The following is a 20,785-nucleotide window of genomic DNA, read 5'->3' as shown; positions in this document are numbered from 1 at the left end:
AATGGTAAAATCAATCTTAACGTGAGTGCCCACACAAATTGCTTGATAACTAATTGTTAAAGACATTGTCTCTTTCGAGACGAAAACTAAATCACATTCGCTTAGTCTTCAATTCGCTGCAGGCCTTGCCCGAAGCAGGATGCGCATTCTACGCTATCCGATTTTGATGTCAACCGCTTTTTGATAATTAATTCGAAAAAGTTGTTTTCGATTATTTCTCAGTTTCGGTTGTGATAACCGGGTTAAACCCGTGTGGTTATCGTATCAAAACACTTCGTTGGGATGTCCCGTGGAAGTGGATGCGCATTTTAGAGATTTTGAGTTTCCCGTCAACTCTTTTTTGTGAAAAAACCTAAATATTTTCTCGATCGATTAAAAACAAATCAATACGAGCAAAATACACTCACTAGAGCCATATAAAAGCATAGTCAGCGAATACGAAAGATCGAAAAATAATTCAATTTCTTTTCATTTAACGTGGTAAACCCATAGGAGTTTTAAGGTTTTTTAACGTCTGGTATTGCCATTTGTAAAGGTGTTGTTAACATAGGCTTGGATTAGAACATTAAAAATACAATAATAATCAGGTAATAGTCATGAAATCTCCTTTAGTCCTCACATCAGCTCTGATTGCAACAGGCTGCGCATTAATTGGTTACTTCGTTGGTGGCGCATTAGAAAATGTCGATGCTATATCTTTAACCGTTGGATTGTTTGTTGGCGCATTAATCGCACCACTTATTGCCAACCTGTTAGTAAATGAATCGAAAGAAACCCCAATCAAAACTCTTTACGTTGGTAATTTGCCTTATCGTGCTAATGAAGCAGCAGTTCGAAGTCTGTTTGCCTCCCACGGTGAAGTACATTCAGTCCGTCTAATGAAAGATAAGCAAACCGGAAAACGCCGTGGTTTTGGTTTTGTCGAGATGTCAGCTGCGGACGCAGACGGGGCCATTGAATCTTTAAACGATACGGAGTTCCAACAACGAACACTTAAAGTTAGAGAAGCAAAAGAAAGACCAGAGCCTTCTCAAAACTACGATTAGACTAATTCATATAATGGTCTAATGTGTCTTAGAATTAAAAAAGGGTCCCGATGTATAACATCGGGACCCTTTTTTATTTATTGATAAATCGTAAATGTTAACTATTTTCCCGGGCAATCGCTCGATAAGCAATATCGGTACGATAACTTACACCTTCCCAGCTAATTTCTTCTAATAGCTGATAAGCCGATTGTTGTGCTTCCGTTACAGACTGACCCAATGCAGTCGCACACAATACTCGACCACCTGCAGTCACAACATGACCGTCTTTCATTGTAGTACCAGCATGGAACGTTTTACGATCAACAGCCTTATTCGTTTCTAACCCTAAAATGACATCGCCCTTTGGATAGCTTGCTGGGTAACCCTTCGCCGCTAAAACCACTCCTACGGCAGCTCGAGAATCAAATTCAATCGTAGCCTGATCTAGTTTGCCTGCACAGGCACCTAGACATAAAGCCACCAAATCTGATTGCAAACGCATCATAATAGGCTGAGTCTCAGGATCGCCAAAACGACAGTTATATTCAATAACTTTTGGTGTACCATCTTCGGAAATCATTAAGCCGGCTTGTTGAAAAGCATCAACAACGCCATCAACAAGCGGTTGTTCAGGGCCGACAATGGTTAATTCAATCTTCTGTTGTTGGGCAAATTCAACTAAGGCTGGAATGTCACCAACCGAGATGGCGACATTCTCTAACTTAGCTTCGGTAATAGTTCCAGCATTACCCGGTGCAACAAAGACTTTTTCTACACCTACTGATTGTGACGCTTTCCAAGCTAATGCGTGTTCACGTCCACCACTACCTATCACTAAAATTTTCATTACTACTTATTCCTACAATAAGACCGACTTATTTAGCCGGCTTTACAAATTTTAAAGTCATGCGATCACTTTCGCCGATCGCCAGATATTTCTCTCGATCCTGATCGCCTAAACGTAATACTGGCGGCAAAGTCCAAACACCTTTTGGATGTTGCGCTGTATCTTTTGGATTGGCATTCACTTCACTGCTATCTGCCAATTCAAAGCCAGCAGCTTCTGCTTGCTCGATGGCGACGGCTTGAGAGTAGTAACCATCTGCGTGATCAAGACTCTCAGGTAATCTGTGCTCAACCACACCGAGAACACCACCTGGTTTCAACGCTTTATAGGCATCTGCAAATACCTGTTCAACGCCCATTTTTCCCCAGTTATGAAGGTTACGGAAAGTCAGTACCAAATCCGCAGTGCCAGCCGGTGCCAGTTCACTACTTTCTTTAGGCATGAAATCGGTGAGTTTCACTTCACTAAATACTGGATCAGATGCCAGCTTTTTCTCTAGCGCCTTGCGAGATCGGCTGTAATAATCTTCTTTGCCCGTATTTGGGTAATGTGCACCATATAATACACCGCTGCCTTTTAGCGCTGGTGCTAGCACTTCTGTATACCAACCGCCACCTGGGGCAATTTCAACGACGGTCATGTCATCTTTAAAACCGAAAAATTCTAAGGTTTCTTTCGGATGACGATACTCGTCGCGTGCTTTATTTTTTTCGGCGCGATGTTCGCCAGCAATGGCGTCGTCCAATTTATCAAAGGCAAATGCCGGGGTTGAGGCTGCGCCGATTAAGGCAACAGAAAATAGAGATGCTTTTACTACGGATGTAATTATTGTCATTTTTTCTTCCACGTTCAGATAGTTCTGGTTCAAGACTATAACCTTAAGAAGTTGAAATCTATCTTAAATGATTACGACTTGACGAATAAGTGCCTGAATTAAACGAGTATTCAACCACTAAAGTTCAATAGTATATAGCACAAACTCTCTGTAAAGGTAGTGTGATCATCGCTCAGCAATGACCACACGTTAGAAATGACTATTGATTAGTGCCTAAAGTGACGCATACCGGTGAAGACCATGGTCATACCATGTTCGTCAGCAGCCGCAATCACTTCTTGATCACGCATTGAGCCACCTGGCTGAATAACGGCTGTAATTCCTGCCGCCGCAGCCGCATCAATACCATCACGGAATGGGAAGAAGGCATCGGAAGCCATAACAGAACCCGGTACTTCAAGACCTTCATCGGCAGCTTTAATACCCGCGATCTTGGCCGAATATACGCGACTCATTTGACCAGCACCAACACCCACTGTCATCTGATTTTTCACATAGACAATGGCATTGGATTTAACAAACTTGGCAACCTTCCAGCTGAACAATAAATCTTTCAATTCTTCTTCGCTTGGCTGACGCTGACTGACCACTGTTAGATCATCCATCGTGACCATACCTTGGTCACGGTCCTGAACAAGTAAGCCGCCGTTGACACGTTTTAGTTCATAGCCATTTGTCTGGGTATCCCATTGACCACACTCAAGTACACGCACATTTGGCTTGGCTGATACGATTTGCGCAGCACCGCTCGAAATCGACGGAGCAATAATCACTTCGACGAATTGACGAGACACGATAGCTTCCGCTGTATCTGCATCAAGTTCACGGTTAAAAGCAATGATGCCACCAAATGCTGACGTTGGATCAGTTTTGAAAGCTGCATCATAAGCGGCAAGGATATCACCACCGATTGCGACACCACATGGATTAGCATGTTTGACGATAACACAAGCAGGTTCCGCGAATTCTTTTACACATTCGAGTGCCGCATCAGTATCGGCAATGTTGTTATAGGAAAGTGCTTTACCCTGTAACTGGTTAGCCGTTGAAACAGAAGCTTCTTGAGGTTCTGCTTCCACATAAAACGCAGCGTCTTGATGCGAGTTCTCGCCGTAACGCAAATCCTGTTTTTTAATAAACTGGCTATTAAAGGTACGAGGGAATTTAGTTGCTTGTGCATCTTCTACATCATGTGCCGGAAGCATTTTGCCAAAGTAGTTAGCAATCATGCCATCATAACTTGCAGTATGCTCATAGGCAGCAATCGCTAAATCAAAACGAGTTTGATAGATCAAAGAACCGTTATTGCCTTTCATTTCAGCCAATACACGTTCATAGTCCTTGGCATTCACGACAATCGTCACATCTTTGTGATTTTTGGCGGCTGCACGAACCATTGTTGGTCCACCGATATCAATATTTTCGATGGCATCTTCTAAACTACAATCTTCGTTGGCGACAGTATTCGCAAACGGGTATAGGTTCACAACAACCATATCGATCGCTTGGATGTTATTTTCGCTCATTACTGCTTCATCAAGATCGCGACGAGCAAGGATGCCACCGTGGACTTTCGGGTGCAAAGTTTTCACACGACCGTCCATGATTTCCGGGTGACCGGTGTAATCTGACACTTCAGTGACCTGAATGCCATTATCCGCCAACAACTTGGCAGTACCACCAGTAGATAAAATATCTACACCTTGTTGCGCTAAACTGCGCGCGAACTCAACGATGCCGGTTTTATCAGAAACACTTAACAAAGCGCGTCTTATTGGGCGAGGAGTATCCATAATAATCTTGTTTACCTTTTACCGTGATTACAGGTTGATTAATGTTGTTAAGTTTACTTCAAGAACCGCGAATGAAAATATTCAACGGCGAAGCGAAATTTTATTAACGCTGTTAACATTGTTAATAGTCCTCTGTTGCTACCATCCATGGTGCCAGAGGATAAGTACATCCTTTTTAATATACCCTAACCGCGTCCTGCTCACCGGGCATACTTATATCCTTTTTAATACACCCTAACCGCGTCCTGCTCACCGGGCATACTTACATCCATGTAATAACCCTCTGTTGCTACCATCCATGGTGCCAGAGGATAAGTAAATCCCTTTAACAAACCCTCTGTTGCTACCATCCATGGTGCCAGAGGATAAGTACATCCCTGTACAAAAAAAGCACCCGAAGGTGCTTTAGTAGCAGGCGAACCTGCGCGTATTTAGTTCATGCCGTACTTTTTAAGTTTCTTGCGCAAAGTACCGCGGTTGATGCCTAGCAAGTTTGCTGCGCGCGTTTGATTACCGCGTGTGTATTGCATTACTTCTTCTAACATCGGAGCTTCGATTTCAGAAAGTACAAGGTCGTACATGTCGTCTACATCGTTGCCATTTAATTGCGATAAGTAATTTTTGATCGCGATTTTAGCTTGGGTACGTAGCGGTGATGCCTTGGTCTGAGTTTGCTGGTCACCGATAACAAATGGAGAAGAAATATTTTGTTCAAACATAAAGTTCAGACTCTTTTAATAAGTTAGTTGGTCAAAAAACATATCCAATGCATTCAGTTGCTCTTCAGGCAACTCAAGGGCATTAAATATAGGACGAAATTCTTTTGCCTGATCGTGCGCTTGCAAGTACCAGGATACGTGTTTACGAGCAATCCTTACGCCCATAAAATCACCATAAAACGTGTGCAGCTCTTTAACATGCCCCAGCAAAATAGATTTCACTTCCACCACATCAGGTGGTGCCAGTGTTTCACCTGTTGCCAGATAATGACTTATTTCCCGGAAAATCCAAGGGCGCCCCTGCGCAGCGCGACCAATCATGACCGCATCCGCACCGGTATAATCCAGCACTTGCTTGGCTTTTTCCGCGGACGTTACATCACCATTGGCGACAACCGGGATTGTTACTGCTTGTTTAATAGCCCTTATCGTATCGTATTCCGCATTGCCTTTATAAAAGTCACAACGGGTACGACCGTGCACTGCCAGTGCCTGAATTCCATTTCCCTGAGCAATTTTTGCTATCTCAACACCATTACGAGTGTCTTCACACCAACCGGTGCGAATTTTTAACGTAACCGGAACATCCACTGCCTTTACGACGGCATTTACAATGCGCTGTACCTGTTCCGGTGCTTTTAATAATGCTGAGCCAGCGAGCTTTTTATTTACCTTTTTCGCAGGGCACCCCATATTGATATCAATAATCTGTGCACCATTGTCGACATTTACCTGCGCGGCATAAGCCATTTCCTCAGGATCAGAGCCAGCAATTTGTACAGAGCGGATTCCTACTTCATCACCGTGTTGCATGCGTAAACGAGATTTTCCTGAATTCCAAACCTTAGGATTAGAAGACAACATCTCAGAAACAGCCAAACCAGCCCCTAAACGACAGCATAATTGTCGAAAAGGACGATCGGTAATCCCCGCCATTGGAGCCAGGATCACATTATTTTCTAACTGATAAGGACCAATGTTCACGTTGATGATTTTTTGAGCTCATGTTCAAAAGGGCGCTAAGTTTACGTGTTTTTAGCGCCAAAGAAAAGACTATAAAATGTACGAAAGGGTATTTTTTTGTACTTTTTTTTATTGACATTTTAGCAAACAGGTTAGACCTGACGTGATGTTCAGGCAGTTTATACCTAAGATTAACTTTTTGTACAAAAATACAACAACACATATTTTATCAATCACATAGATTAGCGTCGGGTACCATCTAATCGTACCCATTCCTCTTGAACCGTTATGGGATTCATCAAGCAAAACTGATCATAAATCTGGCTAAGAGCTTCACCCTGCTCTTCCAGAATTCCTGACAACGCCAGCAAACCGCCACTTTTTACATAACTGGTAATAATCGAAGAAAGTTCTTTAAGGGGACCAGCAAGGATATTGGCAACCACAACATCGGCTTTTAAGCTAGGTTGGTCAGCCGGCAGGTACAGTGATAAACGGTCGGCTACACCATTTCGCTCGGCATTGGCTTTACTGGCCTGCAGGGCTTGTGGGTCGATATCAATGCCGATCACTCGCTCGGCACCTAATTTTAATGCCGCTAAGGATAAGATCCCGGAACCACAGCCAAAATCGACAACGGTTTTTCCTTTTAAATCAAGGCCATCTAGCCAGGTCAGACACAAGGCGGTAGTTGGATGGGTGCCAGTACCAAACGCCAAGCCGGGATCTAACATTACGTTGACGGCATCGGGTTCTGGTACTTCACGCCAGCTTGGACAAATCCACAGACGCTCGCCAAACTTCATCGGGTGAAAGTTATCCATCCACTCACGTTCCCAATCTTTGTCTTCAAGCTGTTCAAGCTTATATTGCATATCTTGCTTATCGGGGTGAATCGAATGTAAGTAGGCAATGACCTTTTCCATATCATGACTGGCATCATATAGCCCCATCACAACGGTATTACTCCAGTAGGTAACTTCATCTCCTGGTAAAGGCTCATAGATAGGCGTGTCTTTAGCATCGATAAATGTGACGGCTTGCGCGCCACAGGCTGACAGCCAGTCAGAATATTTTTCGGCAGTCTCCTCATTCGCTGCCAATCTTAATTGAATCCAGGGCATTGTTGCTCTCAATTAGAAATCATGAGTGTAGTTTACCATGTCCACGAGGTAAGTTGATCGTTACCGATAAACTTAAACGCACTCTCTTTATTGCCATCAACTTTGAACAATATATTCTGAGTTGATATTTGCCCTGCATTCAAAATCTGCGATGATAAGAGCCAACTAAGATTCAAACACTGACTATTAACATGCAATATTTTCCAATTTTTCTGGATGCAGACAAGCTCACAGCGGTGATCATAGGTGGGGGCAGTGTTGCCGCGAGAAAATTAGAACTGGTCTGCAAAACCGCAGCCAAGGTAATCGTCGTTTCACCTCAAATCAATCAAACCGTCAAAACATTAATCGATCGGCATGATATTCAATGGCATCAGGTTCAATATGATAAAACGCTCATCCAACACGCAAATTTGGTGATTGCCGCGACCAATGATGGCAAGACTAATGCTCAGATAAGTGCCGACGCTAACGCGTTAAATATTCTGGTAAATGTCGTGGATTCTCCGGAATTATGTACGTATATCACACCAGCAATCATCGACCGAGACCCTATGCTTATCGCCCTGTCGAGTTCAGGAAGTGCACCAATATTGTTGCAAATGTTAAAAAGCCAAATCGAACAGACGCTGCCCAGTCATTACGGAAAACTCGCGCAGTTTTGCGGGGAAAACAGGCGTCAGGTCCAGGCTTTGATTAATGATTTCGCCTCAAGAAAATCTTTTTGGCAGGAAACGTTAACTGGCAAAATTGCCGAGTTAATTTTTGATGATGAAACGACAGCCGCGCAACAATTGTTTAAAGAGCAGTTAAGTGAATACCAACAACATAAACCTCATCAGGTAGGCCAGTTATCGATAGTTGTTACCCAAGACAACAATCCTGATTTGCTCACTTTGTCTGCATATCAGGCATTACAAATTGCGGATGTGGTATATCTTGAACCTCACTTGAGTCAAAATTTCTATGAATTCGCTCGCCGTGATAGCGAAAAAGCGCCAGCTTTTGATCTTGCCGCATTACACAGTGATATCGAATCCGGACAACGTGTTGTGGTGATCACTGACAATCAACACATGCTGTCAAAACTCGAGTATAGAAACGTAAAAGTATTTGTGAGTGGTAAGTCTGCCTAGGCTAACTGTGGCCTTGCTCAATTTCTACAGCCTCAAGGTATTGCCATATTTGCTCGGCTTGATTGAGGCAATTTTCACACTCTAGGGGATGGCCATTGAGCATCGCTTGTTCCGCCCGTTGGGTAAGCTGAAGATGTTCGGCGATAAGTTGCTCGATTAGATCATGTTCGACTGCCATGACGACTCCTAACGATAACGACATTACGATTAAGCTTAGACTAAAGTATAGCGCTTAGGACAAGATCGTATTGCGAACGAACCGCCCTGTTACTGACCTCTCCCAACTCTATGCGAGTAGATAATTGACGATTGCTTCGCCAACACCCGAAGCTGACGTCGGGTTTTGCCCGGTTATCAACTGCCCATCAACGATAACATTTTCGGCCCACGGAGCACGCTTGATGTATTTTCTGGCCTGGCGTGTTAGTGCTTCTTCCAACAGCAACGGGATTTTTTCGATTGTGCCAAACTCCACTTCTTCTTCACGGGTAAAGCCGGTAACCATGTGCTTGCTGAGCAAAGATTCGCCACTCGACAACGTAATCGGCAGTAAGCCTGCGGGGCCATGACAAACGGCACCAATCAAACCACCTTGTTCATAAAATTTGGCAGTCGCATTTGCCGTACCCTGGTGCAGTGCCAAATCAGATAGCAAACCAAAGCCGCCGGGATAAAATATCGCCGAGTAGTTTTGGAAGTCGAGCTGATCGATTTTCAAGGTGTTGGCGATTTTGCTTTGAACATCTTCGCGGGAGAGGATCATCGAATTAACGGTATCCCCTTCTGTGTCTTCCCCATAGATTGGCGCAGCTCCTCCATCGATCGATGCAATATCAAAACCAAAACCCGCCGCGAAAAATTTTTCCAGCGCATGAGTTAATTCAGGGGCATAGGTACCATTGGCTTCATCGGTGTTTCCCAATGTCCCATGATTGGTAACAATCACAAGTATCTTAATCATTATCTCATCTCTTTTTCGCAAATGATTGCAATCGTGCGTGCAATTATAGTTGCTTGATCTAAATATTATTCGAATCAAACAAGTGATCAGATCACTTAACGCATCGTTAATAGAAAAATCTAAAAGCCAACAATTCCCATCAACGTGTTCATTATTTTCTTTAAATCTGGTCAGGCACAGGTAAAAAACTGAATCTCTGCTAAATTAACAGTTAAGTGATCTGTTGTTCTTTATCTCCCAACCATCTGATGGAACTGAAAAAAACAAAAGGAGCAATTATGACATCTTCCAATGGTAGTGAATTCTGGGATTGGCGCGCTGCTATGCCGGAATTAGCCTCCATTTCCAATAACCTCTCTGCGCAGCCCAACGTAAAAACAGAGGAGTTTGTGGATCATTATAAAGTCATCGCTAAGTTTCCAGGCAGTGTTCGGGACAATATTCGAATACAGATTCACGAAAAAGCGATTTTATTGTCGACAACGATAACGCCCAACATGTTGCATTCCCGCACCAAATCGGGTTTAAAGACTGACGCAAAGCTTGCCAAGCGAGCCATTGAGCACAAAATTGAGTTCTCGACTCGTGTCAGTAGCAAACTGGTACACCGTCATTTTCAAAATGGCGTTCTCATTCTGATTCTCGCAAAGCGCTAAATGCTAAAGCTAATTGCCCCTTGTGCCAAAGCCAAACATTATTTGCAGTCATTAACGAGCAACAACCAGCCAACAACAGGATGCCTGGCTAAGTAATATCTTGCCAGCTTTGAGTCGCATGGCTTTGCTGCATCGCTTCAATCAGTGCCATTATGGTTTGTGCATCATCCAGGCCATAAGGGGCTCCCTGATGCGACAATAGTGCGTTTGAGTAGTCATCAATCTGAGTCAGATAATGATCGTTATACCCTACCGATATTTTTTCTGCCGGTACTTGCCCTGATGGGAATAGCAAAATATCGGTATCCGCTGCATCCAACGCGAATGGTTCATCAATACGAATCCGTCCCTGCTCACATTGAATTTCAATATATTGCCCCGCAGCCAATTGCGTGGCGCAATTAAAACTGGCCTGAACATCGCCAAAATCCATGAGTCCAGAGGTCATTTTGTCGATTTTAAAATCCGCATCAATCCATTGGGTCGCAATAACTCGTTCAGGTTTTTTGTTGAGCAAGAGTCTCGCCACGGCCAGACAGTAACAACCGATATCATATAAGGCACCGCCACCGATACCGGATTGATTTCTTACATTGTTAGGATCTCGATTGAAATACGTAAACGTGACATGGATATATCCGACTTTGCCAAAGTATTGCGTATCCAAAAGATTTTTCACGATTTGCCATCGGGGATGATGACGATACATAAACGCTTCCATCACTGCGAGGTCTGGATATTGATTAGCAACGGCAATTAGTTGTTGTAATTGCTCGCTCGTAAGGGCGATGGGCTTTTCACATAACACATGTTTGCCGGCATGCAGCGCGGCAATGGTCATCGGTACATGAAGATGGTTAGGCAAAGGGTTATAGATTACGTCGATATTGGTATCGTTAAGTAGATCCTGATAGTCGCCAGAGCAAGCGCCTATTTCCAGCTCGCTTGCCCAATGCCGTGCATTGTCTGGGTTTCTCGAAGCCAGGGTAATATTCCCGACCAAAGTCGATTTCTTTAATGCCGGGATGACCTTCTCCCGCGCAATTTTAGCACTACTTAAGATCCCCCAATTCAAGGTCTTTTTGTGTCCTTTCAAGTTCCTAGCCTCATTCAGGTATGTAAATGCGAGTAATAGATTAGCACAGAATCTCATGCCTAAATATCAATTAAACACGACAATTAGTAAAACAAACTTGACATAACAATCAGGTTAAGCCTTAATATAGTAAAGCTTACTTTACTTTTTGGAGAGAGACATGAATACTTCAGCACGGTCGTCAAACTGGCAAACACGCAACAAGAAAAATACCCGGAATCTCGCTATCTGGACACTGGCCTGGGTGTTAACTATGGCTTTAGCAACGTTGGGCCCACAGCTAATCTGGCAGGAAGATACGTTATATAGCGTGCTAGCAATTTTATTGAATATCTTAATCGGGATTGGCATGATTTACGCCAACGCCAGGCACTTAAGAGGCTTGGATGAAATGCAACAAAGAGTACAATTACAATCGATGGGGATTACATTAGGCGTTGGCATGGTTTTGGGGTTTGCCTACTCGAACCTGGATATTGCTAATGTTATTGCCACTGATGCCGAGATCTCTCATTTGATGATGTTAATGGCAATCACCTATATGATTTCTCTGTTCATTGGGTTAAAACGATTATCATGAAGAATAAACTAAAAGTGCTGCGCGCTGAACGCAACTGGACCCAGGCGGATTTGGCAAACTACCTTGATGTTTCAAGACAAACAATAAACGCCATCGAAAAAGGAAAGTTTGATCCCAGTTTACCGCTGGCATTTAAAATCGCGCGTTTGTTTACCTTAAAAATTGAAGAAGTATTTGAGGAACAGCTGGATTAATGGCCATTAATGTTGATAAAGCCGGGCCGATCAGCCCAGCTTTATCTTAGCAAGTTGACCATCGGCATGTGACAATCGCTTAGGCAGCAAAGATATCAGCGTTAATCAAAAACTAATGACACACCCCGTGAATACACATTTTTCTCTGAAGCGGCAGTTAATTCATTTCCCCGATTGATGATCAGTTGCACATCACCAAACGTATCTGGCACCACCTTATATCCCATCGCCTGTAATGCGCTCAGTACGTCTGCATTTATCCCGTCGTAATGCCAGATTTCATTTTCCGGCAATAATTGATGGTGAAACCTTGGTGCATTCACGGCTTGTTCGGCGGTCATATTAAACTCAATGACGTTTAAAATAGATTGATAAACCGAAGTAATAATCGTTGTGCCACCCGGAGAGCCGGTAACCATCTCAACCTTACCCTCGTTCAGTAAAATCGTCGGCGCCATCGATGACAACATACGTTTGTTCGGTTGAATTTCATTTGCCGTACCGCCTACCGCGCCAAAAATATTTGCAGCACCTGGCTTGGCGCTAAAGTCATCCATCTCGTCGTTCAATATAAATCCGGCACCTTCGACAACAACACCACTGCCAAAGGTGTAATTAATGGTCGTGGTATTGGAAATCGCATTCCCCCATTTATCGATAATCGAGAAGTGCGTAGTATCACGGCTTTCATGTAATCCTGGTTTAATGGTTTCGGTGGCTGAAATCCGATTTTCGGTAATATTGGCGATTCGTTTTTGTAGATAAGGTTTTGCCAGTAACTTCGATGTCGGTACATCATAAAAATCTGGGTCGCCTAAGTATTCAGCGCGATCAGCGAATACTCGTTTACCAATCTCCGCAAGAAAATGCATATATCGTTGACTATTGTGCTCAATGGGTTTTTCCTGTTTGAGCAAATCAAACATCGCCAGCCACTGAATAATGGCAATACCACCAGAGCTTGGTGGTGGCGCCGTGATAATGTCGTAACCTCGCCACGTCTCCTGGATAGGTTGTCGCCATTTCGACTGATAGTTAGCAAGATCTTTTTCGGTGATTATCCCGTCATTATGTTTCATGTATTTAGCAATGATATGTGCGGTCTTCCCCCGATAAAATCCATCACGGCCATTGTCTGAAATTCTTTTAAGCGTTGCTGCCAGCTCTGGCTGCTTAAACACTTTGCCAGCCTCAACAGCGCCAAAATAATCGGCAAAGTTAACGTTAATGTTTTGCTCTTTAAAACGACGAATGGTCGCTTGTGCACCGGTTGCCAAAACCGGGTGTACAATAAAACCATCAGATGCCAACTTTACTGCTGGAGCCAGCAATTCCTGCCATGTTTTTGAGCCATATTTTTTATGAGCCTGCCACATGCCATCAACCGTACCTGGCACACCTGAAGATAAAATACTAAACGTAGACAAATGCGGAATAACATTGTTTTGTTTGTCTAAATACATGTCTCTCGAAGCCGCTAGTGGCGCAACTTCACGATAATCTAAAAAGTCGCCTTTCCCCTCATGAAAAATCGTCATGAAACCACCGCCGCCAATATTCCCAGCCTCAGGTAACGTAACGGCAAGGACAAACTGTGCCGCAATCGCCGCATCGATAGCATTACCACCATCTTGCAGTATGTCTTTGGCAACCTGTGCGCTATAGCTATCCGGCATGGCAACCGCGGCTTCAAACGAATACGCATTAAACGTGGAGAAACTAAAGAAAAGAATGACGGAATTAAGGAGATTTTTCATGTTTTGGCTTTTTATTATCAATGAAGAGTATTGACCTTAGCATACACTAAATTGAATAAGCACAAGGATAAAAGACAACGCAGTTTTATCGGTGAATCGGTATTGGTATTGGTATTTGAATTGGTGGCGAATCATATTTATTGATTGAGTCTTTATACCAAATGCCGACATTGTCAGATCTGTTTACCAATAAGTTATACTCAATGTTGTTATAAAATTATCGGGACGCTTTAATGCTAACATCTAATATAATCAGTCACTTAAAAAACCAAAACTGGTTAGCCGCAATCATTGACTTTATTATCGTTGTGTCTGGAATTTTTGTCGCCATACAAGTGAATAGCTGGAATGAAGGCCGGGTTAGCAAACAGCAGGAAAAGGTCATTCTTGAGCAACTTTACAGCGACTTTTCCGATAATGTTGACAGTGTTAATTCGATGGCATTATTTCATAAAAACAAAGCCTCAGAGCTGGATTATGTTATCGACATGGTCGCGACAGACAACATAGAACCTACCTCCGAACGCGCGGGCAATGCGTTAATGTCGATGTTTCAAATGCCGCCGCTTATACCAATCACATTAAGTTTGTGCACAACTCAGAGTTAGGGCCGAGGTTCAGTTACAACATAGATTTTATTGATATAGTCATTCTATATTAATGAAATATAGGGCCGTAAATGGGCCTCTCACTAACTCCCTACGGGTGAGTTTTAAAGGCGTTTATCCTGCGTTACTGACTTTGACAATGGAATAACCATTCTCTGCAATCAAAGCCTTGTCTTAAAGCCTTTAAATTCTCACTGAGTGAGCAATAATTTAATGTGATTGGTATTATTGCATCAATGGGGACGTATAAATCACTTATCGCCACGGGCGATATCGGCCTTATTCAAGATCAGGAATTAAAAACGCTATTAATTAGTCTTGAATCAAAATTAGAATTTGAAAGAAGTATGTTGGACTACTTTCGTGATATGAATATGACAAACATTGAGTATGTTAGAGGACTGGTTTCGGTACAGCCTAACCCTGACAGAAGTGGCACATTTATCAAAGTTGATTTTGAACGATTTCGCGTAGATAACTACCTACTAACGGTTGTCGCCAGTCAGGAACGAAATCACCTCGTATTCTCGAAAATTCGGGGAGATGTCGCCCAAGAATTCGATAAAGTAAAAACCTACATTGCTAAGACGCTTAACAAAACTCAAGATGGAATGTTAACAGATTAACTTATCGTTGGGCGATAAGATTGATGTACCATCTATTCGTAAACCCGTATCGACTGTTGATCTTTTTGAGACATTTTACTCACCACCAGATTAAATGAATTATCGATCATCCGTTCAATCTCTCCCTGAGGGATTGAGCCATCAAGGATCACGGTATTCCAAAGTCGCTTGTTCATGTGATAGCCGGGGATCACCGACGGAAAAATATCGCAAAGCATCACCGCTTCGTCGGGGTCGCATTTTAGATTCATCCACCAATAGGCCTTGCGACCATCGCCCCCCTTACCCATTTTCCCGAGCGACAGGGTCGCAAACATTTTTCCTTTTACTTTGTACACTTCGATACCGACTCCAAACGGATACTGCATTTCAGTAAATGGTTTGCTAAGCAGGTAATTTCGAATATTTTCTGTCATCTCAATTCTCTAAGAAACTGGCGCATTGACTGTCTGCTTATCTTACCTGCACAGATTTAGCTAAAATAAGTTTTCTTCAATGCCGTTTATCTAAAAATAAAGGAGCCGAAGCTCCTTTATTTTTAGGGTGAAATTCTAAGAAATTTTCTTAGAAAACCACGTTTACGTCTGAAGAGCAGGTTGAAGTACCTTGCTCACAGACCTTATAAGTGTAGCTACCGCCACCTTTAACACCGATGTTATCGGTATAAGCGCCTGAATCAGCACCGCTGAAAATTACTGAATCATCACGGTATACATCAACATCTGAAGCACTGGTACCCTGCCAAGTCAAATCGACAACCTGAAGGCCACGACTCTTATAACCGTTAACACTTAATGAAATGTCACCGCCACCAGGACCACCGGTTTCCCCACAAACATTTGTCGCAAGATAATCATAAGCCGCTTTGGCTTTTACGATACCGTAGCCGAAGTAAACATCATTCCCGGCTGCGCCAGAATCTTCCGCTGTTGCTTTAAACGCAGCACGGATATCTTCGCCAGTACACTCTGGATAATTAGACCAAACTAATGCGGCTAAACCTGCAACGGCAGGTGTTGCCATTGACGTACCGCTCATATAGCCATAGTCGGTCGCAAAGATATCAACATCAGCATTCGTCGCTGCTAAGATTGCTGCACGATCTTCAAAAGCCGTGCCCACGACAGGAATGGTTGTTGTGTTGGTTTCTCCCAATGTGCCGTATAACATACCGGCTTCATTATTGATGATAATGGCTCCAACACCACCTGAATCTTCACAGTTTTTAGCTTTATCAAAAAAGCTGATATTGCCACGATCAATCAAACAGACTTTACCAGCTGCGCCAGCGTCAACCGCCTCAGCTGTACCCATAAAGTAAGTTGCACCAGAAGCACTACCAAAGTTTTCCATACCTGAAGATGCATAACCACTGCCATCTAAAGACACAGTACTCGCTGCCGCAGTACCTGCAGGGTAAGTAGATAACGTATCTACACCACCAGCGGTTACCTCAACACAAATAGTTTCTTCGTTACGAACATTTTTACCGCGACCAGTTTCACAGCTTGGGAACTGAGAGAAATCAGCAATATTATTATCGGCATCATTAGCACCTATCATCATTACTGAGGTATAACCTGCAGGATATGAGCGAATGGCATTACCATCGTTACCCGCAGCGGCAACCACTAAACCACCATTAGCAACAAAATTTTCAAAGGCGTTCGATTCTGCAGTGCTGGTGCCGCCGCCACCGAGACTCATATTAATAATGTTCGCGCCTGCCTGAGCACAAAGGTCGGCTGCCTGAGCCAAATCTGATGAATAGCCCCAACCGTCTGCATTAAACACTTTTATGATATGCATGGGCACCCCCGGCGCCATACCGACAACACCGAAGTTATTATCAGCAGCACCTACGGTGCCGGCAACATGAGTACCGTGCGCAGTGCCTGCATCGAACCAATTGCCAGTACCAGGATCATTATCCCCGGTAATATCGACCCAGTTAAAGTCGTTATTACCGATATCCAGGCCGGAATCGATAACACAAACTTTCATCGCTGAAGAGGCATTATAATTTACTTGATCGGCTTGCGATTGATACACGGCGTAAGGCGTTAATTGTTCAACTTCCGGGTTGCCAGCATCATCAGTGTAAGCCGAAAAAAGCTTACGCTTTTGATCCACTTCTACCAGTTTTACATGCGGGTTATTTAACAATCCACGAATTTCAGATACACCCTTCCCAGCAAAATCTGCAGCGATGAAATTCTTACCATCAACTTTAATTTCACCACCAAGTTGCTTAGCTAGGGCCTTTACTACACCTTTATTTGGGTTATCAACCTGAATGATTACGCGTTCGGCATGTGCCGCAGTGCTCAATGCACTTAGCACCGAAAGTCCGATTGCGGACACAGTAAACTTTTTAAACATGACGACATTCCTTAAATTAACTTAAATTTAAAATTGTTGTTTTATGGGGCTAACTTTGAAAACCGCATATTCATGTCAAAGTAAACTCACCTTAGCTCAAAAATAATACAAACTCTATAAGGTGACGAAAATATAAAAATGTAACTATATGAAAAAAATGACTATTTCTAGGTGTAAAGAACTTTTTTGGTAATCGAGAGATAGGATAATTGCATTGAGAATAACCTAGGTATCACGTGATTAACGTCGATATGCAATTTACGTTAAAAACCATGTTGCGATGACAAAAAATTTAAAATGAGGTGTCAGACCAATTATCTATACCGATGCACAAATGGACAATAGCCCTCAGAAATTGGCCTATGCAATATACAGCTAACCATGCCGTTAAACGACGGTGTATAAAAAAAGCGCTGATATCAGCGCTTTTCATATTCAATTCAAATTTACAATGGTCAATCAGATGTCCGAATACACCGTTGATAACTCTCGTTCAAGCCAGGCTAACGCTTTACCGCGTCCCATATCCAGGCCATGAAATTCGCGCAAATTTAGCTTATCAACTTTTCGTAACTCTACCAGTTTCTCTACATCTTCAGAATCTTGTTTGGTGTATGAAACGACACCGATTGCCACCAAATCCTCATGGGAAGCGATATGTAATCGAGTTTCAAAAGTCATCGTATAGTTGTGGATACGATTGACTAAAACCGCAAACGGGCCATGAAAGTGACTCAGTAGAAACTCGTCATATTCCTCACACATCTCCAATGTCATTACGACACCTTCGTCCACCAAAATTTCCGCGATATTGTCGCTAATGATATTTATATAGCCAAAACTCAGGGTATATTTCATGAATACTCCAACCACTTTATTGTTATTCAAGGGGACTTAGACGTGAACTTTATTTGTACAAAAATACAATAGCGCGCGCAAAAAAGAAACAAATATGGCATCAAATCGTAAAAATGTGAATAAATAATTTCATTAAATTTGCTAGTATTTTGTAAAAATTCAGGTGGTTACTACGTAGATTTATCGCGCAACTGCCCCTTGTAAGCTTGTAGACCAACAGAAATAAAAAAAATTCATTTTTTTTTGAAAAGAGCATTTTTTCAGCAAAAATTATCATCTTTGCAGGCCTGCATATTAATGGCACAATACCTGAAACAATTATCAAGGAAAAAGAATGCGAGTAGTCGTTCTGCTATTGCTGATATTAAGCAGTACGCTCAGCAGAGCCAATGAAAATGCTGAGCAAATCTTTGCCGATATGGCACCTGCCCTCTATCAAATTCGAATTATCGACAAGGCAACCGGTGAAAAATCCGGAATAGGGAGTGGATTTCAAATTGGTGAAAATGGCTATATTGCCACCAATTATCATGTGATTTCAGGTTACGCCCAACACCCTGAAAAATACATTATTGAATTTGAAGATCACGAAGGAAAGACTGGGCAATTGAATTTGCAAACTGTCGATGTGATTAATGATCTCGCCATTGTTTTACATGAAGACAATCCGCAACCGCTGCATTTTATTGTTTCCGAACAAACCCCACAAAAAGGTGAGCAACTGTATTCTCTGGGTAATCCCCATGATCTCGGGATGATAGTCGTTCCCGGGACATACAATGGCCTGAAGAAAGAAGCGTTCAACGATCGCATTCACTTCACCGGTTCGGTAAACCCTGGAATGAGCGGTGGACCGGTTGTCAATGCCGCAGGTGATGTTGTCGGCGTTAACGTTGCGACGTCGGGTAACCAAATTGGTTTTTTGATCCCCCATGGCAAACTCGCGCAATTAATCAATCAGTTTGATGTTCAAGTTGAAAAAACCATTAGTGAACAGATCACTGAGCAACTCGAAGCAAACCAAAGTAAGCTAATTACCTCCATTCTTGCCACCCCATGGGAAAGCAAATCGTTTGCTAAAGCCAGCATTCCGCAGACGGGCGTGGACTTTATTCGTTGCTGGGGTAATTCCAATGCCGATCGTCCAGATGATCTGCTATTTCAAGCGATAACCCAATGTCAGATGGAAGAGAGCGTCTATATTTCTGATAGTTTTAGTACCGGTAAAGTGTCGATGGAGTTTCATTACTTTGAAGGCGATGACATTAGTACCTGGCGTTTTTATCAAAATTATAAAGCATCGATCACTCAGGCTGCGGCTGATAACCAGGCGGGCAAAGAAGATGTTACTGAATTTGAATGTCAACATGACATCACCAGTAACAGTAATAACAAACTGACCAATAAATCGATCATGTGTGTACGCGCATATAAAAAATATAAAGGCCTGTATGACATTATGTTTTTAGCGGCTTCAGTCGATCAAACTAATCAAGCATTGGTTAGTCATTTCACCCTCGCTGGTGTGAACCAAACCTTGGCTCAATCCTTTACCAAGCGTTTTATGGAGGCGAGCCAATGGAATTAATCATTGAAGAAATCAGTCGTGCAAATAAACTGATAGGTCGTCATAAATACCAGGGAGATTCCCTACAGATAGGACGTGGTTATCAAAACGATCTGATTCTTTCCGACCCTCATGTATGCGCGGAACACCTGCAATTGCGCTTTGATAATGAAGAGCAGCAATGGTATGTCAAGGATTTACAGACGCTCAATGGCAGTGTTAATGGTTCTGGCAAGCCAATGGTGCAAGAGCAAAAATTGAATTCTGGTGATGTGATCCGCGTCGGTAAAAGCCTGTTAAAGTTTTTGTCGCCAACCCATCCTGTAGCACACAGTGTAAAATTCTCGCGGATGGAGCACTTTGTTGAATTTAGTGGCCAATGGTGGGTAATTCTAGGGTTAATTGCAGCATACACCTTGATCAGCGCCTTCTTTAATTACATCAGTATTGATGTTCGTGAGATTTCCTATTCGAAGCTCTTTATGGATTCCTTACTGGAAAGCCTGGTGATCCCAATTTGGGCATTAATTTTTGCCTTCATTGCGTTTATTAACAAGCATGAAGCCCGACTTCGAAGCCAAATCGGGGTGACGTTTATTATTGTCAGCTTGTTTTGGGTGGCGGACTTTTTCGAAGCCTTATTTGGTTTTAACACATCCGATGCCATTTCTGTCGAATGGCTGATATTTGCAATGGCCGTGGTGCTAACCTTTATCTTACTATGGTTTAACTTCTATATTGCCTTGCATCAAAAGCCAGCACGGCGCTTTAAGTTTGCTGCCGGCTTAACGGCATTAGTCTACGGTGGCGTGTTATTGATCAGTGCGGGTGATGAACCAGAATTTAATCCGTATCCTGAGTACAATGCGCAAATCATGACTCCAGGATTCTTGCTTTCTTCAGGTGAAACTAGCGAAGCTTATGTAAATCGAAGTGACGAGCTATTTACTAAGGCCAAGGAAGCTGCGAACAAAAAGCGTGATGATTAATCCGCGTTAGCTTAGTGAAATAAAAAAGCCACCAGCAGTGCTGGTGGCTTTTTTGTTATTACAGTG

General features: G+C 42.8%; 22 protein-coding genes. 9 read left to right on the top strand and 13 right to left on the bottom strand.

The genetic code is table 11. The features are described from left to right. Positions 1-596 precede the first annotated feature (596 nt). Positions 597-1,046 (top strand): RNA recognition motif domain-containing protein, encoded by a 450-nt coding sequence (locus FE810_RS16555; RefSeq protein WP_138321716.1) that lies wholly within the window; start codon positions 597-599, stop codon positions 1,044-1,046. Positions 1,047-1,143: 97 nt separating this feature from the next. Here FE810_RS16555 and FE810_RS16550 read toward each other — a convergent pair whose 3' ends face one another. The 6 genes from FE810_RS16550 to prmA all read right to left on the bottom strand — a co-directional run bounded on the left by FE810_RS16550 (position 1,144) and on the right by prmA (position 7,309). Continuing rightward, complete coding sequence (locus tag FE810_RS16550) at positions 1,144-1,875, bottom strand: phosphoribosylamine--glycine ligase (RefSeq protein ID WP_138321714.1); 732 nt, start codon at positions 1,873-1,875, stop codon at positions 1,144-1,146. A 28-nt stretch (positions 1,876-1,903) separates the two neighbouring features. After that, complete coding sequence (locus FE810_RS16545) at positions 1,904-2,710, bottom strand: class I SAM-dependent methyltransferase (RefSeq protein WP_138321712.1); 807 nt, start codon at positions 2,708-2,710, stop codon at positions 1,904-1,906. Between the two features lie 206 nt (positions 2,711-2,916). Further along, entirely contained in the window at positions 2,917-4,503 is a 1,587-nt protein-coding gene (gene purH, locus FE810_RS16540) for a bifunctional phosphoribosylaminoimidazolecarboxamide formyltransferase/IMP cyclohydrolase (RefSeq protein WP_138321710.1), read from the bottom strand. A gap of 431 nt (positions 4,504-4,934) precedes the next feature. Then, the gene (gene fis, locus FE810_RS16535; protein WP_138321708.1) at positions 4,935-5,222 is read right to left on the bottom strand and encodes a DNA-binding transcriptional regulator Fis; all 288 of its coding nucleotides are present in this window, start codon (positions 5,220-5,222) and stop codon (positions 4,935-4,937) included. A 15-nt stretch (positions 5,223-5,237) separates the two neighbouring features. Next, on the bottom strand, positions 5,238-6,206 hold the full coding sequence (gene dusB, locus FE810_RS16530; protein WP_171022406.1) for a tRNA dihydrouridine synthase DusB: 969 nt from the start codon (positions 6,204-6,206) through the stop codon (positions 5,238-5,240). Between the two features lie 221 nt (positions 6,207-6,427). After that, positions 6,428-7,309 (bottom strand): 50S ribosomal protein L11 methyltransferase, encoded by an 882-nt coding sequence (gene prmA / locus FE810_RS16525; protein ID WP_138321704.1) that lies wholly within the window; start codon positions 7,307-7,309, stop codon positions 6,428-6,430. Between the two features lie 191 nt (positions 7,310-7,500). Between prmA and FE810_RS16520 the strand changes: the two genes are divergently transcribed. Continuing rightward, positions 7,501-8,445, top strand: a complete 945-nt coding sequence (locus FE810_RS16520) for a siroheme synthase (RefSeq protein WP_138321702.1) — start codon at positions 7,501-7,503, stop codon at positions 8,443-8,445. Position 8,446: 1 nt separating this feature from the next. On the opposite strand, the gene FE810_RS17125 is transcribed toward FE810_RS16520, so the two are convergent. Continuing rightward, positions 8,447-8,623, bottom strand: coding sequence for a hypothetical protein (locus FE810_RS17125; protein ID WP_171022405.1), 177 nt, complete (start codon positions 8,621-8,623; stop codon positions 8,447-8,449). A 108-nt stretch (positions 8,624-8,731) separates the two neighbouring features. Continuing rightward, a complete protein-coding gene (locus FE810_RS16515; RefSeq protein ID WP_138321700.1) occupies positions 8,732-9,406 on the bottom strand; it encodes a type 1 glutamine amidotransferase domain-containing protein in 675 nt (224 codons plus the stop codon). A 278-nt stretch (positions 9,407-9,684) separates the two neighbouring features. Here FE810_RS16515 and FE810_RS16510 point away from each other — a divergent pair, with 278 nt between their 5' ends. Continuing rightward, positions 9,685-10,062 (top strand): Hsp20/alpha crystallin family protein, encoded by a 378-nt coding sequence (locus FE810_RS16510; protein ID WP_138321699.1) that lies wholly within the window; start codon positions 9,685-9,687, stop codon positions 10,060-10,062. An 88-nt stretch (positions 10,063-10,150) separates the two neighbouring features. Here FE810_RS16510 and FE810_RS16505 read toward each other — a convergent pair whose 3' ends face one another. After that, positions 10,151-11,158: a Gfo/Idh/MocA family protein gene (locus FE810_RS16505; RefSeq protein ID WP_171022404.1), complete on the bottom strand. Its 1,008-nt coding sequence runs from the start codon at positions 11,156-11,158 to the stop codon at positions 10,151-10,153. Between the two features lie 160 nt (positions 11,159-11,318). On the opposite strand from FE810_RS16505, the gene FE810_RS16500 reads away from it, so the two are divergent. Both FE810_RS16500 and FE810_RS16495 read left to right on the top strand, forming a co-directional pair. After that, on the top strand, positions 11,319-11,738 hold the full coding sequence (locus tag FE810_RS16500; protein WP_138321695.1) for a hypothetical protein: 420 nt from the start codon (positions 11,319-11,321) through the stop codon (positions 11,736-11,738). Beyond that, positions 11,735-11,932, top strand: a complete 198-nt coding sequence (locus tag FE810_RS16495) for a helix-turn-helix transcriptional regulator (RefSeq protein WP_138321693.1) — start codon at positions 11,735-11,737, stop codon at positions 11,930-11,932. Before FE810_RS16500 ends, FE810_RS16495 begins: the two co-directional genes overlap by 4 nt. Positions 11,933-12,033: 101 nt before the next feature. Here the strand turns inward: FE810_RS16495 and ggt are convergent, their stop codons facing one another. Next, positions 12,034-13,689, bottom strand: coding sequence for a gamma-glutamyltransferase (ggt, locus tag FE810_RS16490; RefSeq protein WP_138321691.1), 1,656 nt, complete (start codon positions 13,687-13,689; stop codon positions 12,034-12,036). A 233-nt stretch (positions 13,690-13,922) separates the two neighbouring features. Between ggt and FE810_RS16485 the strand changes: the two genes are divergently transcribed. Next, positions 13,923-14,297, top strand: a complete 375-nt coding sequence (locus FE810_RS16485) for a DUF6090 family protein (protein ID WP_138321689.1) — start codon at positions 13,923-13,925, stop codon at positions 14,295-14,297. 215 nt (positions 14,298-14,512) lie between these two features. After that, positions 14,513-14,923, top strand: coding sequence for a hypothetical protein (locus FE810_RS16480; RefSeq protein ID WP_138321687.1), 411 nt, complete (start codon positions 14,513-14,515; stop codon positions 14,921-14,923). A gap of 32 nt (positions 14,924-14,955) precedes the next feature. On the opposite strand, the gene FE810_RS16475 is transcribed toward FE810_RS16480, so the two are convergent. From FE810_RS16475 to FE810_RS16465, 3 genes are all read right to left on the bottom strand, one after another. After that, the gene (locus FE810_RS16475) at positions 14,956-15,339 is read right to left on the bottom strand and encodes an MmcQ/YjbR family DNA-binding protein (protein WP_138321685.1); all 384 of its coding nucleotides are present in this window, start codon (positions 15,337-15,339) and stop codon (positions 14,956-14,958) included. A gap of 148 nt (positions 15,340-15,487) precedes the next feature. Then, a complete protein-coding gene (locus FE810_RS16470; protein WP_138321683.1) occupies positions 15,488-17,305 on the bottom strand; it encodes a S8 family serine peptidase in 1,818 nt (605 codons plus the stop codon). A gap of 459 nt (positions 17,306-17,764) precedes the next feature. Further along, a complete protein-coding gene (locus FE810_RS16465; protein ID WP_138321681.1) occupies positions 17,765-18,163 on the bottom strand; it encodes a hypothetical protein in 399 nt (132 codons plus the stop codon). 334 nt (positions 18,164-18,497) lie between these two features. On the opposite strand from FE810_RS16465, the gene FE810_RS16460 reads away from it, so the two are divergent. Continuing rightward, a complete protein-coding gene (locus FE810_RS16460) occupies positions 18,498-19,751 on the top strand; it encodes a S1 family peptidase (RefSeq protein WP_138321679.1) in 1,254 nt (417 codons plus the stop codon). Beyond that, positions 19,742-20,719 (top strand): FHA domain-containing protein, encoded by a 978-nt coding sequence (locus FE810_RS16455; protein WP_138321677.1) that lies wholly within the window; start codon positions 19,742-19,744, stop codon positions 20,717-20,719. Before FE810_RS16460 ends, FE810_RS16455 begins: the two co-directional genes overlap by 10 nt. Positions 20,720-20,785 lie beyond the last annotated feature (66 nt).

This window comes from Thalassotalea litorea, from assembly GCF_005843925.1.
Taxonomy (GTDB): domain Bacteria; phylum Pseudomonadota; class Gammaproteobacteria; order Enterobacterales; family Alteromonadaceae; genus Thalassotalea_A; species Thalassotalea_A litorea_A.
This window is presented reverse-complemented; position numbering and strand designations above follow the sequence as displayed.